This window comes from Bradyrhizobium manausense (assembly GCF_018129685.1).
In the GTDB taxonomy this organism is placed as follows: Bacteria; Pseudomonadota; Alphaproteobacteria; order Rhizobiales; family Xanthobacteraceae; genus Bradyrhizobium; species Bradyrhizobium manausense_D.
The window spans coordinates 25,589-46,308 of the sequence record NZ_JAFCLG010000031.1; the positions used below are offsets into that span (position 1 = coordinate 25,589).

The window sequence follows — 20,720 nt, forward strand, 5'->3', positions numbered from 1 at the left end:
CACTATGGCACAGGCCGGGTGCAAAAAAAGCGCCGGATGTGCGGATTTCGGGAAGCCGGCGCGGAACCCAAGGCTGAAACCCCGCTTTGATACCAACGTATTTTGCAAAACTTCGGCATTCCACAAGCTTAGGTCGGATTTTTTGCATGGCGATGTTTCTTTGGGGATTGGCGGCCATCGCGGTCTCGCTCGCGGTCCTGATGGCCTGCGCCTGGGTCGTGCAGCAGCGCACGGGCAATTCCGGCTGGGTCGATACGATCTGGACCTTTTCGGTCGGTCTCACCGGTGCCGGCGCGGCCCTTTGGCCGGTGGCCGGCGGAGCGCCCAACGCGCGGCAATGGCTGGTTGCGGCGCTGGTGGCGCTCTGGTCGTTCCGGCTCGGCATCCATATCGCGATCCGCACCGCCGGGATCACCGACGATCCCCGCTATGCCGCTTTCGCCGCCGATTGGGGCCTCAAGGCGCCCTGGCGGATGTTCCTCTTTCTGCAGAACCAGGCCTTGGGCTCGGTGCCGTTGGTGTTCGCGATCTTCGTCGCGGCACATCTTCCCGATCCCGCGTTGCGGATTCAGGATTTCCTCGGCGTCGCGATCCTGCTGACCGGGATCCTGGGCGAGGGGCTCGCGGATGCGCAATTGCGGCGCTTCCGGCACGACCCCTCCAACAAAGGCAAGGTGTGCGACGTCGGCCTGTGGCGCTGGTCGCGCCATCCCAACTATTTCTTCGAGTGGTTCTCCTGGCTCGCCTATCCGGTGATCGCCCTGTCCGTCGGCTATCCCTGGGGCTGGGCCAGCCTGCTCGCGCCGATCTTCATGTACTGGATTTTGGTGCACGTCACCGGCATCCCGCCGCTGGAGGCGCAGATGCTGCGCTCCCGCGGTGAGCGTTATCGTGCCTATCAGTCGCGAACCAGCGCCTTCTTCCCGCTGCCGCCGAAGCAACAACCGACCGAGGGCGTGGCCACATGAGCGTCGTCTCCGCGATCATCGGGACTGCCGAACACGTGCCGCTGCCGGATCTGGTGGTCCGCGCCGCCATCCAGCGCCTGTGCTCGCGCACCGCAACGCGCCTCGCCGCGCACACCGCCGCCGACGATGCCGCCTTCGCCGGGCGGATGATGCTGAGGCCGATCGCCGAGCACACGGCCGCCGCCAACGCCCAGCACTACGAGGTGCCGCAAAGCTTCTTCGCACAGGTGCTGGGCCCGAACCGCAAATACTCCTGCTGCTTCTACAGCAACGAAGCGACGACGCTGCAGGAGGCGGAGGAGGAGGCGCTCCGCCAGACCGTCGAGCATGCCGGCCTCGCCGACGGGCAGACCATCCTCGAACTCGGCTGCGGCTGGGGCTCGCTGTCGCTGTGGATCGCGCGGCAGTTTCCGCATGCGAAGATCACCGCGGTGTCGAACTCGCAAGGCCAGCGCGCCTATATCGAGGACATCGCGCGGCAGCGCGGCCTCTCGAACCTGCGCGTCGTCACATCAGACATGAACGTGTTCGCGCCGGAGGGCCGGTTCGACCGCATCGTCTCGGTCGAGATGTTCGAGCACATGATGAACTGGCGCAAGCTGATGACGCGCGTGCGCGCATGGCTGGCCCCCGAGGGGCGCTTCTTCATGCACATCTTCACCCATCGGGCCGGCTCCTATGCGTTCGACCACGCCAATCGCGAGGACTGGATCGCGCAGCATTTCTTCACCGGCGGGGTGATGCCGAGCCATCAACTCGTCCGGCAATATGACGACATCTTCGAAATCGAGAAGGAATGGCGCTGGAGCGGCACGCATTATCAACGCACCGCTAACGATTGGCTCGCCAATTTCGATGCGCATCGCGACGCGATCGAAGCCGCCTTGCGCAACGTCTATGGCGACGAGACCCATTTGTGGATGCGGCGCTGGCGCTGGTTCTTCCTCGCCACCGCAGGCCTGTTCGGCTACGCCGATGGCGCCGAGTGGGGCGTCAGCCACTACCGGATGAAGGCGGCGGGCTGATTGCGATGTTCTGTCGCAGCGCGCGGCGACGGAACCCGACTCACAATCCGGTGAGTCCCCAAAAGCAACCTGAACTCAGCGCGATAGCGCGTGTGACATTGAGCCGCCCGCAGCATGCGTTGCGCCACGGCAGGTCCCTTCTATTTTGATCGCATCAGCCGCGCTGAATTGCCGAGGACCGGCATTGCGCGAAGCCTGATCAGTTTCAACAATTTGAGGTACCCCACTTCATGTCACGACTTCGAGCGCGATCGGCATGCGTTGCAATGATGCTCGCGGCCCTTGCGCCGCTGCTGGGTGCTTGCGACGAATCGTCTTCTGCCGTCTCTGCTGCCCAAACCACTGAACCCGATGTCAGCGTCGTGACCGTCAAGCCGCAGCCGCGCGCGGTGGTGCGTGAGCTGCCCGGCCGGATCTCGCCGACGCGCGTTGCCGAGGTGCGTCCGCGCGTGTCAGGCATCGTTGTCGAGCGGTTGTTCCGCCAGGGCAGCGAGGTGAAGGCCGGCGATCCGCTCTATCGGATTGATCCGCGTCCGTTCGAAGTCGAGGTGATGGCGGGCGAAGCCGCGCTCGCCAAGGCCGATGCTGCCTTGATGCAGGCGCAGCAGCAGGCGCGCCGCATCGCGATGCTGGCCAGCCAGCGCGCGGCCCCCGAAGCCGAGAACGAAAAGACCATCGCCGCCGAACGTCAGGCACAGGCCGACGTCGAGGGCCGCAAGGCCGATCTCGCACGCGCAAAGCTCAATCTCGACTATGCGACGGTGCGTGCGCCGATCGACGGTGTGGTCGGTGCCGCGCTCGTCAGCGAAGGCGCGCTGGTGGTGCAGAACGAGACCAATCTTGCCACGGTGCAGCAGCTCGACCCTGTCTATGCCGACTTCACCCAGTCGGTCACCGAGCTCAATCAGCTGCGCCGCGCCTTCGAGAGCGGCGATCTCGATCGCATCGAAGGCGATGCCGCCAAGGTGCGCCTCGTGCTCGATGACAACACGGTCTATTCGCTCGAGGGCAAGCTGCTGTTCTCCGAGGCGAAGGTCGACGCCCATACCGGCCAGGTGACGCTGCGCGGCGAGTTCCGCAATCCCAGGCGCGAGCTCTTGCCGGGCATGTATGTCCGTGTCCGCCTCGACCAGGGCCTCGACAGCGACGCGATCGCGGTGCCGCAGCAGGCAGTCCAGCGCAATGGCGGCGGCGGCAGCGAGGTGTTTGTCGTCAAGGACGACAACCGCATCGCGGTGCAGCCTGTTCGCACCGGCTCGGTGCAGGACGGCGTCTGGTTCGTCACGGAGGGGCTGAAGGCCGGCGACAGGGTCGTGGTCGAAGGCTTCCAGAAGTTCGCAGCCGGCGACAAGGTCAAACCGCAAGCCTGGGCCGCGGCCGAGGCGGGCGCCGATGACCGGCACGCTCCCAAGGCCGCGCGGTAACGCTCGCGCTGCCCGGAGCACCTCTCCCGAAGGGAGAGGTCGGATCGCATCGAAGATGCGATCCGGGTGAGGGGTTACGGTCTCGCTGCACGCTGCGGCCCTCACCCGGATTGCACTGACGAAGCTTCGCATCGCCAGGTGCAATCCGACCTCTCCCCGCTGGGGAGAGGTGGACCTCAGACAACCGGCCGAGCTGATTTCATCGGTCCTGAACGAAACAACAAGGGTCAAGCGGCACATGCCGAGCTTCTTCATCGACAGGCCGATCTTCGCCTGGGTCGTCGCGCTGTTCATCTGTCTGATCGGGGCGATCTCGATCCCGCTGCTGCCGATCGCGCAATATCCGATCATCGCGCCGCCCTCGATCTCGATCTCGACGAGCTATCCTGGCGCGTCGCCGGAAAACCTCTACAACAGCGTCACCCGCCTGATCGAGGAGGAGCTCAACGGCGCCTCCGGCATCCTCAATTTCGAATCGACCAGCGACTCGCTCGGCCAGGTCGAGATCACAGCCAACTTCCAGCCGGGCACCGACACCAGCGCGGCCTCGGTCGAGGTGCAGAACCGCATCAAGCGCGTCGAGGCGCGGCTGCCGCGCGCGGTGATCCAGCAGGGCATTCTGATCGAGGAAGCCTCCAGCGCGGTGCTTCAGATCATCACGCTGAACTCCACCGATGGCAGCCTGGACGAAGTCGGTCTCGGCGACTTCATGATCCGCAACGTGCTCGGTGAAGTCAGGCGCATTCCCGGCGTCGGCCGCGCCACGCTTTATTCCACCGAGCGCAGTCTCCGCGTCTGGATCGATCCGGCAAAACTCGTCGGATATGGCCTGACGGCGGATGACGTCAACAAGGCGATCTCGGCGCAGAATGCGCAGGTCGCCTCCGGCAGCATCGGCGCCGAGCCGTCGACCGACAACCAGCGCACCTCGGCGCTTGTGCTGGTCAAGGGCCAGCTCTCCTCGCCGGACGAATTCGGCGCCATCATCCTGCGCGCCAACGCCGACGGCTCGACCGTGCGCCTTCGCGACGTCGCCCGCATCGAGGTCGGTGGTCTCAGCTACCAGTTCAACACCCGCCTGAACGGCAAGCCGACCGCCGGTCTCTCGGTGCTGCTGTCGCCGTCCGGCAACGCGCTGGCGACGGCCAGCGCGGTCGAAGAGAAGATGAAGGAGCTGTCGCGCTTCTTCCCGGCCAATATCGCCTACGAGATCCCCTACAACATCACGCCCGTGGTCGAAGCTTCGATCAAGAAGGTGCTGTCGACCCTGCTAGAGGCCGTGGTGCTGGTCTTCGCCGTGATGTTCCTGTTCCTGCAGAACATCCGCTACACCATCATCCCGACCATCGTGGTGCCGGTCGCGCTGCTGGGCGCCTGCACCGTGCTGCTGCTCGCCGGCTACTCCATCAACATGCTCAGCATGTTCGGCATGGTGCTCGCCGTCGGCATCCTGGTCGACGACGCCATCGTCGTGGTCGAGAACGTCGAGCGCATCATGGCCGAGGAAGGCCTGCCTCCGAAGGAAGCGACGCGCAAGGCGATGTCGCAGATCTCGGGCGCCATCATCGGCATTACGCTGGTGCTGATGGCGGTGTTCGTGCCGATGGCGTTCTTCCCCGGCTCGGTCGGCATCATCTACCGTCAGTTCTCGGTGACCATGGTCGCGGCGATCGGCTTCTCCGCCTTCCTCGCGCTGTCGCTGACGCCGGCGCTGTGTGCCACGCTGCTCAAGCCGGTCGCTGCCGGCCACGGTCATGCGAAGAAGGGCGTGTTCGGCTGGTTCAACCGCATCCTCGAAGGCGGCAAGGACAGCTATTCCCGCACCGTCGGCTTCTCGCTGAAGCGCACCGGCCGCCTGATGCTGGTCTATTTCGCGCTGCTATCAGGCCTGTCCTTCGCCTTCGTCAGCCTGCCCGGCGGCTTTCTGCCGGTTGACGACCAGGGCTTCGTCACCACCGACGTGCAGACGCCGTCGGATTCCTCCTACGCGCGCACCGAGGCCGTGATCGAGAAGGTGGAAAAATATCTGGCGCAGCGGCCGGGCGTGGACAACGTCACGTTCCTCACCGGCTTCAGCTTCTCCGGCCAGGGCATGAACACCGCGCAGGCCTTCATCACCTTGAAGGACTGGTCGCAGCGTGGGCCAAAGGAATCCGCCGCCGCGATCGTTGATGACATCAACCGCGATCTGGGGGCATCGATCCGCGACGCAAAGATCTCCGCGCTGCAGCCGCCGCCGATCGACAATCTCGGCAATTCCTCGGGCTTCTCGTTCCGCCTGCAGGACCGCGGCCAGAAGGGCTATCCGGCCCTGATGCGCGCCGCCGACCAGTTGATCGCGGAGGCCAATGCGAGCCCGGTGCTGCAGAAGGTCTATGTCGAAGGCCTGCCCGAGGCCGGCGTGGTCAATCTCGTGATCGACCGCGAGAAGGCCGGCGCCTTCGGCGTCACTTTCGAAGACATCAACAACACGATCTCGACCAATCTCGGCTCGAACTACATCAACGACTTTCCGAACCGCGGCCGCATGCAGCGCGTCGTGGTGCAGGCCGATGCCCGCGACCGCATGAAACCTGAGGACATCCTGAACTACAACGTCAGGAACAGCCGCGGCCAGCTCGTGCCGTTCTCGTCCTTCACCACGGTCGAATGGGCGCGCGGCCCGACGCAGATCGCCGGCTTCAACTATTATCCGGCGGTGCGCATCTCCGGCGAAGCGAGGCCCGGCTTCACCTCGGGCGACGCCATCGCCGAGATGGAGCGCCTCGCCGGCAAGCTGCCGCGCGGTTTCGGCTATGAATGGACCGGACAGTCGCTGCAGGAAAAACTCTCGGGCTCGCAGGCGCCGTTCCTGCTGGCGCTCTCCGTGCTCGTGGTGTTCCTGTGTCTTGCAGCGCTCTATGAGAGCTGGACCATTCCGCTCGCGGTGCTGCTGACCGTGCCGCTCGGCATTGTCGGTGCCGTGGTTTCGGCGATCCTGCGCGGCCTGCCGAACGACGTCTATTTCACCGTCGGCCTGATCACCATCATCGGCCTTGCCGCCAAGGACGCAATCCTGATCATCGAGTTCGCGAAGGACTTGCGGAAGGAGGGCAGACCGCTGGTGGAAGCCACCATCGAAGCCTGCCGGCTGCGCTTCCGTCCGATTCTGATGACCGGCCTTGCCTTCATCTGCGGCGTGTTGCCGATGGCGATCGCGCATGGCGCCGGCGGCGCCAGCCAGCAATCGCTCGGCACCGTCGTGATGGGCGGCATGATCGCGGTGGTGATCCTGGCGCTGCTGATGGTGCCGGTGTTCTTCGTCTCCGTGCAGCGCGTGCTGGGCGGGGATCGGGAGCCGAAGGCAGCGAATGAAAGCGAGGCGCATGGACCGCCGGCGCCAGTCAAGCCATAAGGCACACCGTCATGCCCCGGCTTGACCGGCGCATCCAGTACGCCGCAGGCCAATCGCATATGGATTTCGCGAGGACCGCGGGCTTGCTCGGCCTCTCCCGCTTGCGGGAGAGGCCGCCGCGCTCGCAGAGCGCGGCGGGTGAGGGTTCTCACCACTCGGGGATATCCTCCGCAATTTTCGACAATCCCAATGCGGAGACAGCCCCCACCCCAGCCCTCCCCCGCAAGCGGGAGAGGGAGCCGACTGCCAATGCCGCCGCATCCTACACACCATACGCGATTGCCCTGCCGCTCGCGGGGAGAGGCCGGATCGCATCGCAGATGCGATCCGGGTGAGGGGGACTCTCCGCGAGTCCGACTCTCACCGTCGCCGTGGAGAGTCCCCCTCACCCCAACCCTCTCAGCGCGAGTGAAGCTCGTCGCGGCCCCGCAAGCGGGGCGAGGCAGCGCACCGTCGATGCGGTGCGCAAAAGCTACTTCCGCAAAATCTTCACCAACTCCCCGTGCACGTACTCATTCCCGCATACCACATCCCCGGTCACCAGGGCATCGCCAGGTGTGTTGATGTCGGTCACCGTGCCACCGGCCTCGCGCACCATCAGCATGCCGGCGGCGATGTCCCAGGATTGCAGATTGCGTTCCCAATAGCCGTCGAGGCGGCCGGCGGCGACGAAGGCGAGGTCGAGGGAGGCGGCGCCGAAGCGGCGCAGGCCCGCGACGCGATCCTGGATCGCGGTCATCTCGCGGCGGAATTCCTCGTGGTCGCCGCGGCCGATATGGGGCAGGCCACAGGCCACCACGCATTCGTTCAGCTGGCGGCGGCCGGCGACGCGCAGGCGCTGGTCGTTGAGGAACACGCCCTTGCCGCGCTCGGCGATGTAGAGCTCGTCATTGGCGGGATTGTAGATCACGCCGGCGATGATGGTCCCCTCGCGCACGAGACCGATCGAGATCGCGAATTGCGGGATGCCGTGCAGGAAATTGGTGGTGCCGTCGAGCGGATCGACGATCCAGGTATGGCTCTTGTCGGAGCCTTCCCGGGTGCCGCCTTCCTCGCCGATGAAGCCGTAACCCGGCCGCGCCTTGGAAAGGTCCTGGTAGAGGATCTCCTCGGCGCGCTTGTCGGCGAGCGAGACGAAATTGGCCGGTCCCTTCAGCGAGACCTGCAGATGCTCGATCTCGCCGAGATCGCGCTTGAGGCTGCGGCCGGCGCGGCGCGCGGCTTTGACCATGACGTTGATAGTGGCGGAATACAGCATGAGATCGGTCTTTGATGGGGGAGGGGCGCGAGACCACGCCATTTGAGGGATTGGGTGCCCCGCGAGGGGCCAAAGGTCAAGTCATTCGAGCCAGGTGGCGCCGGGTCATTTGTTGCCGAGCCATTTCCTGGCTGCGGCCTCCGCCTTGGCGCGGTCGTCGGCCGGCAGGTCCGCCAACTGCTTGTCGAGCTCCGGATCGCCCTTGCCTGACGTTTTAGCCACCAAATGCCATTTGAATCCCTCGACCTTGTCCACGGATGTGCCCATGCCGTTGATCAGGACCCAGGCGAGGCGGTTCTGCGCGATCGCGCTGCCCTGGCGGGAGGCCTTGCGCAGCAACGCCACGGCGGCCGGCTGGTTCTTCGGCGTGCCGGTGCCGTTGAACATGGCGATGGCGTATTCGACCTCGGCATCGACATTGTCGGCCAGTGAAGCCGCCTGGAGCAGCCGCACCGACCTTTCGGGGTCCTTCAGCACCCCGGTGCCTTCCTTGTAGAAGGTCGCGAGCGCGTATTGCGCCTCGGGCAGACCGGCATCGGCGGCCTGGCGGAGCAACTCGGCGGAGCGCTTGACGTCCTGCGGCAGGGTCTGGCCATCAAGATAAAGCAGAGCGAGGTTATAGGCGGCTTTGGGCTCGCCGAGCTTGGCAGCGGAGGCCATCAGCTTGACCGCTTCGCCCTTGTCGACCGGGCCGCCGCGGCCGGCGATGCGCAGCATGGCGAGTGCAAACATCGCCTCGCGGTCGCCGGCGTCGGACGCGCGCTTGTACCATTCGACCGCCTTGGCGTAGTCGCGCCGGATGCCCATGGCGTTGGAATAGAGCTCGCCCAGCATGGTCATGGCCTTGGCATCGCCGGCGTTGGCGCGCGCTGTGGCGAGGTCGAAGGCGGTCTTGTACTGGCCGCGCTGATAGGCGCCGAACACCAGGTCGACATTGGGATTGTCGGCTGGCGGCGCGGGGATCACGGTTGCCGGCAGCGTCGGGCTCGGCGAGGCCGCCGGCTTCGACGACGGTGCGGCCTCCTTCTTTTTGGCGATCGTGTGTGGCGCGGCCTTTGGTTTTTCCTTTGGCTTTTCCTTGGGCGGCTCCTTGGCCTTCTGCTTGTCGGGCGCCGGGCTCGGGATCGTCGCCGGTGGCGTGATCTGGAGCTGCGCCAGCGCGGGCGTCGCCAGCAGCAACGCTGCAAGAAGGGTGATGCGCGGAAGCGTCATGGCGGGCGCTAGCCCTGGCCTGCGGCAACGGCCGCGTAGGCCTTCTTGATCGCGGCATCGGCCTCGATCAGCGCGGCCTTGGGGCCGCGCGGGTCGGCCCAGACGAGATCGCCGACCAGCACGAAATCGGCGCCGCTGGCGGCGAAGTCATAGGCTTCCTCGAACGAGACGGCGAAGCCGACGCAGGGCGGCTCGAACAGTTCGGCCCACCAGTCCAGCCGCTCGGCAATTGCCTGGGATGACGGCCGCTGGCCTTTGGCGTCGGGCTCGCCGAACAGCAAATAGTCGGCGCCCATCTCGCCCGCATTCATGGATTCGTGGCGTGTCTCGAGCCCGCCGACGCCGGCGATGCGATCGGGCTTGAGCGAGGGCATCGCCTCTTCCAGCGCGGCGACATCGGGCAGATGCGCGCCGTCGGCGCCGCCGCGCGCGACGATTTCAGGGTGGCCGTCGACGAGCAGCGCCGCGCCCGCGTTCTGCACCACCGGCGCCAGCGTCTTGATCCGCGAGATCATGGTGCGCTGGTCGGTCTCCTTCAGCCGCACCAGCACGGCCGCGACATCGGCGGCGGCGAGCAGATCAGGCAGCTCGGCGAGGAGCGCGGCGGGATCATCGAGCACGGGCGTCGCAAGATAAAGGCGCGGCGCCGGGCGCGGCGGAGGCGATTTGTTCGACAAGATCTAGGCTGCCTTCTGTTCCAGGCTGCTGTGCCATTCGCCCCTGGAGGCGAGGCCGTTCATGCGGGCACGATGAGCGAATGCATTCTGTCCGGCCGCGACATTCTCAGGCCTGCCCGACCAGGCCTTCTGCGGCGCGGCCTGCAGCGCGCGGCCGTAGGAGAAGGTCAGGCCCCAGGGCAGCGGACCGAGCTTGTGCATGGCGTTGAGATGCGCGGTCGCCTCTTCATCCGACTGGCCGCCGGAGAGGAAGGCGATGCCGGGGACGGCCGCGGGCACGCAGGCCTTCAGCAGCCGGATGGTCTTCTCCGCGACCTCCTCGACGGTGGCCTGTTTCGCGCATGTCTTGCCTGATATCGCCATGTTCGGCTTCAGCACCATGCCTTCGAGCGCGACGCGCTGCAGGCGCAGCTCCTGGAACGTCTTGTTGAGCACGCGGCTCGTCACCTCATAGCAGCGATCGATGTCGTGATCGCCGTCCATCAGCACCTCCGGCTCGACGATCGGAACGATCTGCGCGGCCTGGCACAGCGCGGCGTAGCGCGCCAGCGCATGCGCGTTGACGCTGATCGCGGTCATCGAGGGAATCCCGCTGGCAATGTCGATCACCGCGCGCCATTTGGCGAAACGGGCGCCGCGCTCGTAATATGTCTTCAGGCGCTCGGCGAGCCTGTCGAGCCCGACAGTGACCAGCTCGCCCGGGCACATCGGCAGGGCCTGCGTGCCCTCGTCGACCTTGATACCGGGAATGGCGCCGCTCTGTTCGATCAGCTTGACCAGCGGCGTGCCGTCCTTGGCATTCTGCCAGATCGTCTCGTCATAGAGGATCACGCCCGAAATGTACTGGCTCATGGCCTCCTTGGCGCGGAACAGCATCTCGCGATAGTCGCGGCGGTTGCTTTCCGTCGATTCCACGCCGATCGCATCGAACCGCTTCTTGATGGTGCCGGAGGATTCGTCGGCGGCAAGGATGCCCTTGCCCGGCGCGACCATGGCGGTCGCGATCCTGTTGAGCTCAGTCAGATTCATCGAGAGGTCCTCCCAAAACGATTCTGCCCTTGCCGGTGAAAATAGACGGTTCTCGGGCAATTGCCGAGACAACGTTGGTCGCAGGGTAAAAGGGCGAGGTGAGGCTGGCTCCCGCACCTCTCCCATCGGGAGAGGTCGGCGCGAAGCGCCGGGTGAGGGGTTTAGCCCTATCGAGGGACCTGAACCCTCACCCGATTTGCTTGCGCAAATCGACCTCTCCCCGACGGGGAGAGGTGATCCGAACTCGCTGAGGCAGGGGCAAGATAGGTCACGCCACCTTCGGATCCAGCTCGCCCTTGGCGTAGCGCTTGGCCATGTCGGCGGGGGTCAGGATCTTCTTGAACTTCGAAGCCTGGCCGGCGGTGTTGAACTCCTGCAGCCGCTGCTTGCACAGCTTGGTCATGGCTTCCATCGCAGGCTTCAAATACTTGCGCGGATCGAACTCTTCCGGGTGCTCGCTCAGAACCTTGCGGATCTGGCCGGTCATGGCCATGCGGTTGTCGGTGTCGATGTTGATCTTGCGCACGCCGTTCTTGATGCCGCGCTGGATCTCGGACACCGGCACGCCCCAGGTCGGCTTCATCTTGCCGCCGAACTTGTTGATGATCTCCTGGAGGTCCTGCGGCACCGACGAGGAGCCGTGCATCACCAGATGCGTGTTCGGCAGCTTGCGGTGGATCTCCTCGATCACGTTCATGGCGAGGATGTCGCCATCAGGCTTGCGGGTGAACTTGTAGGCGCCGTGCGACGTGCCCATCGCGATCGCGAGCGCATCGACCTTGGTCTCCTGGACGAACTTCACGGCCTCGTCCGGATTGGTCAGCAGCTGGTCGTGGCTGAGCTTGCCTTCGGCGCCGTGGCCGTCTTCCTTGTCGCCCATGCCGGTTTCGAGCGAGCCGAGCACGCCGAGCTCGCCCTCGACCGAGATGCCGCCGAGATGGGCCATGTCGGTCACGGTCTTGGTGACGCCGACATTGTAGGCCCAGTCGCCGGGGGTCTTGCCGTCGGCCTTGAGCGAGCCGTCCATCATGACGGAGGTGAAGCCGGCCTGGATCGCGGTCATGCAGGTCGCGGCCTCGTTGCCGTGGTCGAGATGCACGCAGACCGGAATGTGCGGGTAGATCTCGGTCACTGCGTCCATCATGTGCTTGAGCATGACGTCGTTGGCGTAGGAGCGCGCACCGCGCGAGGCCTGGATGATGACGGGCGCGTCGACCTGGTTGGCCGCGTCCATGATCGCCAGGGCCTGTTCCATGTTGTTGATGTTGAAGGCCGGTACGCCGTAATCGTTCTCAGCCGCGTGGTCGAGCAATTGACGCAACGTGATCCGAGCCATCTGTGTTTTCTCCGTTCCGGGCCTAAGGGCCGCTTGCTTCTTGCCGTTGAATTACTTGATGCGCAGAACCTCGACGCCGGGCAGGGGCTTGCCTTCCATCCATTCAAGAAATGCGCCACCGGCGGTCGAGACATAGGTGAACTGACCGGCCACATGGGCCTGGTTGAGGGCCGCAACGGTGTCGCCGCCGCCGGCAATCGAGATCAGCTTCTTCGCCTTGGTGCGCTCGGCCGCATGCTTGGCCGCCGCGACCGTGCCGCGGTCGAACGGCTGCATCTCGAACGCGCCCAGCGGTCCGTTCCAGACCAGTGTGGCGGCATCGTCGATGGCGGCGTGGATGCGCGCGATCGATTGCGGGCCGACGTCCAGGATCATGCCGTCGGCCGGGATCGCATCGAGGCCGTAGGCGTGCGAGGGCGCGTTGGCGGCAAAGTGATAGGCGACGGTGGCGTCCACCGGCAGGATGATCGCGCAGTTGGCGGCTTCCGCCTTCTCCATGATGCGCAGCGCCGTGGCTGCGAGATCCTTCTCGGCCAGCGACTTGCCGATTCCGACGCCCTGGGCGTGCAGGAAGGTGTTGGCCATGCCGCCGCCGATGACCAGCGCATCGACCTTGGTGACGAGGTTTTCCAGCAGGTCGATCTTGGTCGAGACCTTGGCGCCGCCGATGATGGCGATGACGGGCTTGGTCGGCGCTTCAAGCGCCTTCTCCAGCGCATCGAGCTCGGCCTGCATGGTGCGGCCGGCATACGCCGGCAGCTTGTGGCCGAGCCCTTCGGTCGAGGCGTGGGCGCGGTGCGCCGCCGAGAACGCGTCATTGACCCAGAGGTCGCCGAGCTTTGCCAGTTCCGCGACGAAGGCCGGATCGTTCTTTTCCTCTTCTTTGTGGAAGCGGGTGTTTTCCAGACAGAGGATGTCGCCATCCTTCAGGGCTGCCACAGCCTTGGCCGCGGGCTCGCCGATGCAATCCTCGGCGAAGGCGACCGGCTTCTTCACGACGTTGGCCAGCGCTTCCGCAACGGGCAGAAGCGACTCCTTGGGATCGCGTCCCTTCGGCCGGCCGAAATGTGCGAGCAGGATGACCTTGCCGCCCTTGTCCGAGATTTCGGTGATGGTCGGCGCGACGCGCTCGAGCCGGGTCGCGTCGGTGACGCGGCCATTGTCCATGGGCACGTTGAGATCGACGCGCAGCAGCACGCGCTTGCCCTTCACGTCAACGTCGTCGAGGGTGCGGAATTTGTTGGTCATCGGACGCTCTCTCTTGTCCCGGGCGCTGCGCTAGCCGCGAAGCGGTGCGCTGCAGAACCGGGACTCACATTGCGGCGAGTCCGCGGTTGAATGGGTCCCGGCTCTGCGGAGCAGCGCAAGGGCGCTGCACCGCGTCCGGGACACGAGACCTACGTTCTTAGATCACCTTCGACATCGCGACGGCGGTGTCGGCCATGCGGTTCGAGAAGCCCCACTCGTTGTCGTACCAGGACATCACGCGCACCAGCGTGCCGTTCTGCACCTTGGTCTGGTCCTCGTGGAAGGTCGAGGAGTGCGGGTCGTGGTTGAAGTCGATCGAGACGTTCGGCGCGCTGGTGTAGCCGAGCACGCCCTTGAGCTGCTGCTCGGAGGCGCGCTTCATCGCCGCGTTGATTTCCTTGACGTCGGTGGCGCGCTTGGCGACGATCTTGAGGTCGACGACCGAGACGTTCGGGGTCGGCACGCGGATCGCGACGCCGTCGAGCTTGCCCTTCAGCTCGGGTAGCACCAGGCCGATCGCCTTGGCGGCGCCGGTCGAGGTCGGGATCATCGACATCGCAGCCGCGCGGCCGCGGTAGAGATCCTTGTGCAGCGTGTCCAGCGTCGGCTGGTCGCCGGTATAGGCGTGGATCGTGGTCATGAAGCCGGTCTCGATGCCGACGAGATCGTTCAGCACCTTCGCGATCGGCGCGAGGCAGTTGGTGGTGCAGGAACCGTTGGAGACGACCAGATGATCCCGGGTCAGGGTCTCGTGGTTGACGCCGAAGACGATGGTGGCGTCGGCGCCGTCCGCGGGTGCGGAGACCAGCACGCGCTTGGCGCCGGCGGTCAGATGCGCCGAGGCCTTGTCCTTCGAGGTGAAGATGCCGGTGCATTCGAGCGCGATGTCGACGCCGAGATCCTTCCAGGGCAGTTTCGAGGGATCGCGCTCGGCGGTCACCTTGATCTTGCCGCTGCCGAGATTGATCGAGTCACCGTCGACGGTCACGGTGCCGGGGAAGCGGCCATGGACGCTGTCGAAACGAAGCAGGTGAGCGTTGGTCTCGACCGGACCGAGATCGTTGATGCCGACGACCTCGATGTCCTTGCGGCCGGACTCGGCGATCGCCCGCAGGACGTTGCGGCCGATGCGACCAAAACCGTTGATTCCAACGCGGACTGCCATGTTTCGTCTCCTTCAATGACCGCTGTCGTCCCGCACAACGCGCGGATCGCGCGCCTGCGAGGGTTTTTTAGGGCCGGACGCCCGGTTCGGCCGGGCGGTGCTTGATCATATGAGCGAAGTCGTAGTCCTTTTTTTTGACAAGCTCAACACTCAGGAGACGCGCTTCAGCACAGCGTTAACTGCCGCCTCGGCGGTAATGCCGAAATGCTTGTAAAGGTCCTTCGCCGGCGCGCTGGCGCCGAAGGAATGCATGCCGATAAATTCGCCATCATGGCCGATCACGGCATCCCAGCCCCAGCGCACGGCGGCCTCGATCGCGACCTTCACCGGCGCGTGACCGATGATGGCGGCGCGCTTGGCCTCTGGTTGCGCTAACAACAGCTCGAGCGAGGGCACCGAGACCACTCGCGACGGGATACCGCGCTCGGCCAGCTGCTTCTGGGCGGCGACCGCGATCTCGACCTCGGAGCCCGAGGCGAACAGCGTCGCCTTGGCTTCGCCTTCCGCGGCCACCAGCTCATAGGCGCCGGCTGCGCACGGATTTTCGTTCGGCGCTGACGTGCGGAGCTGCGGCAGGTTCTGGCGCGTCAGCGCCAGCACGGTCGGACCGTCGATGCGGTTCAGCGCCAGTTCCCAGCACTCGGCGACCTCCATGGCGTCGCACGGACGGAACACGCGCATGTTCGGGATGGCGCGAAGCGCGGCGAGATGCTCGACCGGCTGATGGGTCGGGCCGTCTTCGCCAAGGCCGATGGAATCGTGCGTCATCACGTAGACGACGCCGGTCCCCATCAGCGCGGCAAGGCGCATCGCGGGACGCGCATAGTCGGTGAACACCAGGAAGGTCGCGCCATTCGGCGCAAAGCCGCCGTGCAGGAAGATGCCGTTCATCGCGGCGGCCATGCCGTGCTCGCGGATGCCGTAGTGGATGAAGCGGCCCTTCGGCGTCTTGGCGGAGAAGGCGGTTGCCGACTTCGCCTTGTTGTTGTTCGAGCCGGTGAGATCGGCGGAGCCGGCGAGGAATTCCATCGGCATCGCGCCGGCGATCACCTCGATCACCGCTTCCGAGGACTTGCGGGTCGCCGCGGTCATCGGCTTCTCCAGCAGCTCCTTCTTGTAGGCGCGGAACGCCTTGGCGAGCGAAGCCGGACGTTCGTGGCGCAGGCGGCGCTCGAACTCGGCGCGCTTGCGGCTGCCGAGTTCGCCGAACCGGCCTTCCCATTCCTGACGGGCCGCGGCGCCGCGGCTGCCGGCTGCGCGCCAGGCTTTCAGCACGTCGTCGGGCACCGAGAACGGCTCGAGCGAGATGCCGAGATTTTCCTTGGCGGCCTTGAGCTCGTCGGCGCCGAGCGCTTCGCCGTGGGCCTTCGAGGTCCCCGCCTTGTGCGGCGCGCCGAAGCCGATGGTGGTGCGGCAGGCGATCAGCGTCGGCTTGCTGGATTTTTGCGCGCGGGTGATCGCGGCGGCGATGGCGGCCTGGTCGTGGCCGTCGATCTTCTCGGCGGCCCAGCCGCACGCCTTGAAGCGCTTCACCTGATCGACCGAGTCGGCGATCGAGGTCGGGCCGTCGATCGAAATGCCGTTGTCGTCGTAGAGCACGATCAGCTTGTTGAGCTTCCAGTGGCCGGCCATCGCGATCGCTTCCTGCGAGATGCCTTCCATCAGGTCGCCGTCGGAGGCGAGCACATAGGTGTGGTGGTCGACGATCTTCTTGCCGAATTCGGCGGCGAGCATCTTCTCGGCGAGCGCCATGCCGACCGCGGTCGCGATGCCCTGGCCGAGCGGGCCGGTGGTGGTCTCGATGCCCTTGGTGTGGAAGTTCTCGGGGTGACCCGGCGTGAGCCCGCCGAGCTGACGGAACTGCTTGAGCTGGTCGAGCGTCATGTCGGCATTGCCGGTCAGATACAGCAGCGCATAGAGCAGCATCGAGCCGTGACCGGCCGAGAGCACGAAGCGGTCGCGATCGGGCCAGTCGACGACGGCGGCGTCGTATTTCAGGAATTGCGTGAACAGCACGGTCGCCATGTCGGCGGCGCCCATCGGCAGGCCGGGATGGCCCGATTTCGCTTTCTCCACACCGTCCATGGCAAGGCCGCGGATCGCGTTGGCCATACGGTTGGGATCGACCTGCGTCATGTCTGAAATCCGTCTGAAATGAGGCGCTTGGCGAAGGGTAAGCCCGCGCGGGAAGGAGCCTTTCGGCCACTGAAAGTCGGCGCTGGGATAGCACCTCGGTTCCGGGAGTCCAAGGTCATCAAACGCGCGACGGCGCGAAAAGCTGCTTATCGGTGCATAGTTTCGCGGCGGCGTTGCGCTTCGCTGGCTTGCCACGTAAATTTCTGCTTCTAACCGCTTGCCGAACCGAGTCTTTTGCCGGCCGGCAAGCCCTCAAGGTAAAGGCCACGGGCAAGGCCCACAGGTTCCGCCGCTGACTGCATGAACGATCGCGTATCCAAAAGCTCTGCCATGACGGAGTCATCCGCCGTCGAGATCGAGATCGCGACCCGCAGGCTGGTGGCGGCGCTGGACGCGCTCGAAAGCGCGGTCGAGCGGCGGCGCGATGCCGATCGCGACGAGAACGAGCTCGCGACGCGCATCCAGGCGCTGGGCGCGGACCGCTCGCGGCTTGCCGACGAACTCGACGGCGCGCTGGTGAAGGCGCGCAAGCTCGAGCGGACCAACCGCGAGATCTCCGATCGGCTGGATTCCGCGATCGTCACGATACGCTCGGTGCTCGATACCGGAGAGGATGGATGAGCCACATCAACGTCACCATCAACGCCCGGCAATACCGCATGGCCTGCGAAGAGGGTCAGGAGGTACGGCTGCTCAAGCTCGCCGAGAGCCTGGAGACGCGGATTCAGTCGCTGCGCGGAAAATTCGGCGAGATCGGCGATGCGCGCCTCACCGTGATGGCGGCGCTGACCGTCTGCGACGAGCTGGTCGACGCCGGCAACCGCATCCGCACCATGGAGCAGGAGCTGACTGAACTCAGGGATTTCCGCAATGCGGCCGTCGAGCGTGCCAGGTTGACCCAGACCGCCGTGGTCAACGCGCTGAACTCGGCCGCCGAACGCATCGAGAAGTCGACCCAGGTCCTGAACCGGACCGTCGGAGGCGGGATCGCGATCGGGTGAGGCCACGCGAGCAGTGCGCTCCCTCCCCCGCTTGCGGGGGAGGGTCGGGGAGAGGGTGTCTCCGCAACGGGACATCCCCCAGAGGAGAAAGCCCTCTCCCCAACCCTCTCCCGCAGGCTGGAGAGGGAGCTCACCGGTGAACTCGGCAAGCAAGTGTGCACACTCCCGCCGGGCTGGCGATTCGTCAGCATCGTTGTTACATTGTCAAAGCGAGGCTGCGACGCGCGTCAGGAGCCATATATCCCCGGGGCCTTATCGATCCTTTAGGGAACTGTCCCTGGCCGGGCCCGTGGGCCCGGACATATGGTGCCCACCTACTTTCGTAGGGAACTCCGGGATCGAGTGCTTCAACGGCGTCTGCGGCTTCGCACTTCGTTTGCTGGTTTGTGCTTGTCGAAACTGCGGCCAGTTCAGTTTTGTCATGCTCCGGCCGAGTGCGCAGTTGCGCACGGAGGACCGGGGCATCCAGTACGCCGCGGCCTGTGTGTGAATCACGACCGTCTCTGGAATACTGGATCACCCGCTCCAGTGCGCAAGGGCGTACGAGGCGGGGTGATGACGGCGGAGCAAGACTTCGCCTTCGGAGCAAACGCACATGTCCAACACCAAATCCGAACTCCGCGCCAAAGCCCTCGCGGCGCGCGAGGCGCTCAGCGAAAAGAAGCGCAGCGCCGCCGCTGCGAAGCTCGCCAAGCGCGGTCTGCCGTTCAAGCTGCTGCCCGGCAGCATCGTCTCCGGCTACTCGCCGATCCGCAGCGAGATCGACCCCTTGCCGCTGATGAGGAAGCTTGCGGACGAGGGCGCCAGGCTGGCGCTGCCTTGCGTCACCGCGCGCGGCCAGGCGCTGGTCTTCCGTCTCTTCCATCCGAACGACCGCCTGATGCTCGGCCCGCTCGGCATTCCCGAGCCGTCGCCGGCGGCCGCCGAGGTCATTCCCGACGTCATGCTGACGCCGCTCGCCGCGTTCGACCGTCTCGGCCATCGCATCGGCTATGGCGCGGGGCATTACGATTTCACCTTCGCGCATCTGCGCAAGACCAAGACCATCGTCGGCATCGGCCTTGCTTTTGCAGTGCAGGAGATCGAGGCGGTGCCGGCACTAGCCCACGACGTGGCGCTGGATTATGTGCTAACGGAATCGGAACTGTTCGATTTCCGGAGTTCTGAAGTTGCGCATTCTGTTCGTGGGTGATGTCGTCGGCCGTAGCGGGCGCAACGCCATCGCCGAATATCTGCCCGGCATGATCAAGGACTGGTCGCTCGATTTCGTCGTCGTCAACGGCGAGAACTCGGCCGGCGGCTTCGGTATCACGGAAGCGATCTATCAGGAGTTTCTCGACGCCGGCGCCGATGCGGTGACCTTGGGCAATCACTCCTGGGACCAGCGCGAGGCGCTCGTGTTCATCGAGCGCGCCGACCGCCTGGTGCGGCCGGCGAATTATCCGCGCGGCACGCCCGGCCGTGGTGCCGCCCTGGTCGAGACCAAGAACGGCAGGCATGCGCTCGTCGTCAACGCGCTCGGGCGCGTCTTCATGACGCCGTTCGACGATCCCTTCGCCGCACTCGAACGTGAGCTCGGGGCCTGTCCGCTCGGCGTCGCCGCCGACGCCATCGTCGTCGACTTCCATTGCGAGGCTTCAAGCGAGAAGCAGGGCATCGGCTTCTTCTGCGACGGCCGCGCCAGCCTCGTCGTCGGCACGCATACGCATGTGCCGACCGCCGACCACCAGATCCTCTCAGGCGGCACAGCGTACATGACCGACGCCGGCATGACCGGCGATTACGATTCCATCATCGGCATGCAGAAGGAAGAACCGCTGCGCAGGTTCACGTCGGGAATTCCGTCGGGCCGGTTCGAGCCCGCCGCGGGCGTCGCGACGCTCAGCGGCGTCGCGGTCGAGACGGATGACGCCACGGGGCTGGCGCTGAGAATCGCGCCGGTGCGCGTCGGCGGAAGGCTGGAGCCGACGACGCCGAAATTCTGGTTGAGCTGAATTCTTCCGGAGGGCCGTGGTGCGAAGGATTGCCGTCGTCCTGCTGTTGCTGCTGCTCGCCAATGGTGCGCTGGCGCAGATCATGAGCAAGCCGCGGCCGGCGACGCGAGGGGCCGTGTCTCCTGCCGATATCGCGGAGCGGTTGGAGAAGTCCGCCAAGGAGACGGCGCGGATAGTACCAAGCGCGGCGCGAGGCTCGGCGACCGATTTCGCCTGGCCGATGTCCCCCGAGGAGTATGCCGCGACCGCAAAGCATGTGCTCGTGCTCGTCAGCGTCGTAACGCAGGACGCCGCAGAGCTGCCCCTGCGACGGGTGCACATCAGGGCCGGCGGCAAGGATGTCGAGCTGGTGCGCCTCAGTCATGAACTTGTCGGTGTTGCCAAAGGCTCCAGGACCTTTTCGGTTCTCGGTCCCTATCGCGAAGATGGATTCTACCTGGCTCCGGCCAGTGCGATGATGGCGGATGGCTATCTGCAAGCCGATTTCGCGACGCGCCGAAGCGATTTCAACCTGTACAAATTGCCTGTTACGGCGCCGGATTTCATTCGGTCAGACAAAAATCCCGAGCCTTTGCCTGACAGCAAGCCGGACCTCGCAGCCGTCAGGGCGATGATCATGCGGGAGTACAAGGGCTTCAAGCCTCCGACGTTCGATCGGGCGATGTCGCTGTTTGTGGAGAGGGCCGCTCTCTAGCCAAAGCTGGTTGAGTTAGCGGCGCTGCACCCTTGAGTGTCGTCCCGGCGAAGGCCGGGACCCATACGCCGCAGCAGTAGTTGTCGCGCGAGATGGTCATTACTCGTCTTCGCAAAACTATTGCTGCGGCGTATGGGTCCCGGATCGGCGCTTCGCTGG

At 65.4% G+C, this 20,720-nt stretch carries 17 protein-coding genes and 1 other RNA gene; 10 read left to right on the plus strand and 8 right to left on the minus strand.

What is annotated here, in order from left to right; all coding sequences use genetic code 11:
• Nucleotides 1-146 precede the first annotated feature (146 nt).
• The 4 genes from JQ621_RS33475 (at nt 147) to JQ621_RS33490 (ending at nt 6,811) form a co-directional block, all read left to right on the plus strand.
• Nucleotides 147-968, plus strand: a complete 822-nt coding sequence (locus tag JQ621_RS33475) for a DUF1295 domain-containing protein (protein ID WP_212241321.1) — start codon at nt 147-149, stop codon at nt 966-968.
• The gene (locus JQ621_RS33480) at nt 965-1,993 is read left to right on the plus strand and encodes an SAM-dependent methyltransferase (protein ID WP_212241322.1); all 1,029 of its coding nucleotides are present in this window, start codon (nt 965-967) and stop codon (nt 1,991-1,993) included. The genes JQ621_RS33475 and JQ621_RS33480 overlap by 4 nt, the downstream gene beginning before the upstream one ends.
• A 230-nt stretch (nt 1,994-2,223) precedes the next feature.
• Nucleotides 2,224-3,417 carry an efflux RND transporter periplasmic adaptor subunit gene (locus JQ621_RS33485; protein ID WP_212241324.1) on the plus strand — a complete coding sequence of 398 codons (1,194 nt, stop codon included), beginning with the start codon at nt 2,224-2,226 and terminating at the stop codon, nt 3,415-3,417.
• Nucleotides 3,418-3,655: 238 nt separating this feature from the next.
• Nucleotides 3,656-6,811, plus strand: coding sequence for an efflux RND transporter permease subunit (locus tag JQ621_RS33490; RefSeq protein WP_212241349.1), 3,156 nt, complete (start codon nt 3,656-3,658; stop codon nt 6,809-6,811).
• Nucleotides 6,812-7,283: 472 nt separating this feature from the next.
• Here the strand turns inward: JQ621_RS33490 and JQ621_RS33495 are convergent, their stop codons facing one another.
• The 8 genes from JQ621_RS33495 to tkt all read right to left on the minus strand — a co-directional run bounded on the left by JQ621_RS33495 (nt 7,284) and on the right by tkt (nt 16,881).
• Nucleotides 7,284-8,069 (minus strand): inositol monophosphatase family protein, encoded by a 786-nt coding sequence (locus JQ621_RS33495; RefSeq protein WP_212241326.1) that lies wholly within the window; start codon nt 8,067-8,069, stop codon nt 7,284-7,286.
• 105 nt (nt 8,070-8,174) lie between these two features.
• Nucleotides 8,175-9,281, minus strand: a complete 1,107-nt coding sequence (locus tag JQ621_RS33500) for a tetratricopeptide repeat protein (RefSeq protein WP_212241327.1) — start codon at nt 9,279-9,281, stop codon at nt 8,175-8,177.
• A gap of 8 nt (nt 9,282-9,289) precedes the next feature.
• Complete coding sequence (locus JQ621_RS33505; RefSeq protein ID WP_212241328.1) at nt 9,290-9,958, minus strand: thiamine phosphate synthase; 669 nt, start codon at nt 9,956-9,958, stop codon at nt 9,290-9,292.
• A 3-nt stretch (nt 9,959-9,961) separates the two neighbouring features.
• Nucleotides 9,962-10,987, minus strand: a complete 1,026-nt coding sequence (locus JQ621_RS33510) for a class I fructose-bisphosphate aldolase (RefSeq protein ID WP_212241329.1) — start codon at nt 10,985-10,987, stop codon at nt 9,962-9,964.
• Between the two features lie 268 nt (nt 10,988-11,255).
• Nucleotides 11,256-12,323, minus strand: a complete 1,068-nt coding sequence (gene fba / locus JQ621_RS33515) for a class II fructose-bisphosphate aldolase (RefSeq protein ID WP_212241330.1) — start codon at nt 12,321-12,323, stop codon at nt 11,256-11,258.
• A gap of 51 nt (nt 12,324-12,374) precedes the next feature.
• Nucleotides 12,375-13,571, minus strand: coding sequence for a phosphoglycerate kinase (locus JQ621_RS33520; protein ID WP_212241331.1), 1,197 nt, complete (start codon nt 13,569-13,571; stop codon nt 12,375-12,377).
• A 157-nt stretch (nt 13,572-13,728) separates the two neighbouring features.
• The gene (gene gap, locus JQ621_RS33525) at nt 13,729-14,736 is read right to left on the minus strand and encodes a type I glyceraldehyde-3-phosphate dehydrogenase (RefSeq protein WP_212241332.1); all 1,008 of its coding nucleotides are present in this window, start codon (nt 14,734-14,736) and stop codon (nt 13,729-13,731) included.
• Nucleotides 14,737-14,886: 150 nt separating this feature from the next.
• The gene (gene tkt, locus JQ621_RS33530) at nt 14,887-16,881 is read right to left on the minus strand and encodes a transketolase (protein ID WP_312015473.1); all 1,995 of its coding nucleotides are present in this window, start codon (nt 16,879-16,881) and stop codon (nt 14,887-14,889) included.
• A 321-nt stretch (nt 16,882-17,202) separates the two neighbouring features.
• Here tkt and JQ621_RS33535 point away from each other — a divergent pair, with 321 nt between their 5' ends.
• The 6 genes from JQ621_RS33535 (at nt 17,203) to JQ621_RS33560 (ending at nt 20,561) form a co-directional block, all read left to right on the plus strand.
• Nucleotides 17,203-17,493: a DUF4164 domain-containing protein gene (locus JQ621_RS33535; protein ID WP_249125734.1), complete on the plus strand. Its 291-nt coding sequence runs from the start codon at nt 17,203-17,205 to the stop codon at nt 17,491-17,493.
• Entirely contained in the window at nt 17,490-17,873 is a 384-nt protein-coding gene (locus JQ621_RS33540) for a cell division protein ZapA (RefSeq protein ID WP_212241336.1), read from the plus strand. Before JQ621_RS33535 ends, JQ621_RS33540 begins: the two co-directional genes overlap by 4 nt.
• A gap of 209 nt (nt 17,874-18,082) precedes the next feature.
• Nucleotides 18,083-18,243: non-coding RNA, 6S RNA (ssrS, locus tag JQ621_RS33545), on the plus strand.
• A 225-nt stretch (nt 18,244-18,468) separates the two neighbouring features.
• Nucleotides 18,469-19,065, plus strand: a complete 597-nt coding sequence (locus JQ621_RS33550; RefSeq protein ID WP_212241338.1) for a 5-formyltetrahydrofolate cyclo-ligase — start codon at nt 18,469-18,471, stop codon at nt 19,063-19,065.
• Nucleotides 19,043-19,867, plus strand: a complete 825-nt coding sequence (locus JQ621_RS33555) for a TIGR00282 family metallophosphoesterase (protein ID WP_212241339.1) — start codon at nt 19,043-19,045, stop codon at nt 19,865-19,867. Before JQ621_RS33550 ends, JQ621_RS33555 begins: the two co-directional genes overlap by 23 nt.
• Before the next feature lie 19 nt (nt 19,868-19,886).
• Nucleotides 19,887-20,561: a hypothetical protein gene (locus tag JQ621_RS33560; RefSeq protein ID WP_212241340.1), complete on the plus strand. Its 675-nt coding sequence runs from the start codon at nt 19,887-19,889 to the stop codon at nt 20,559-20,561.
• Nucleotides 20,562-20,720: the final 159 nt, after the last annotated feature.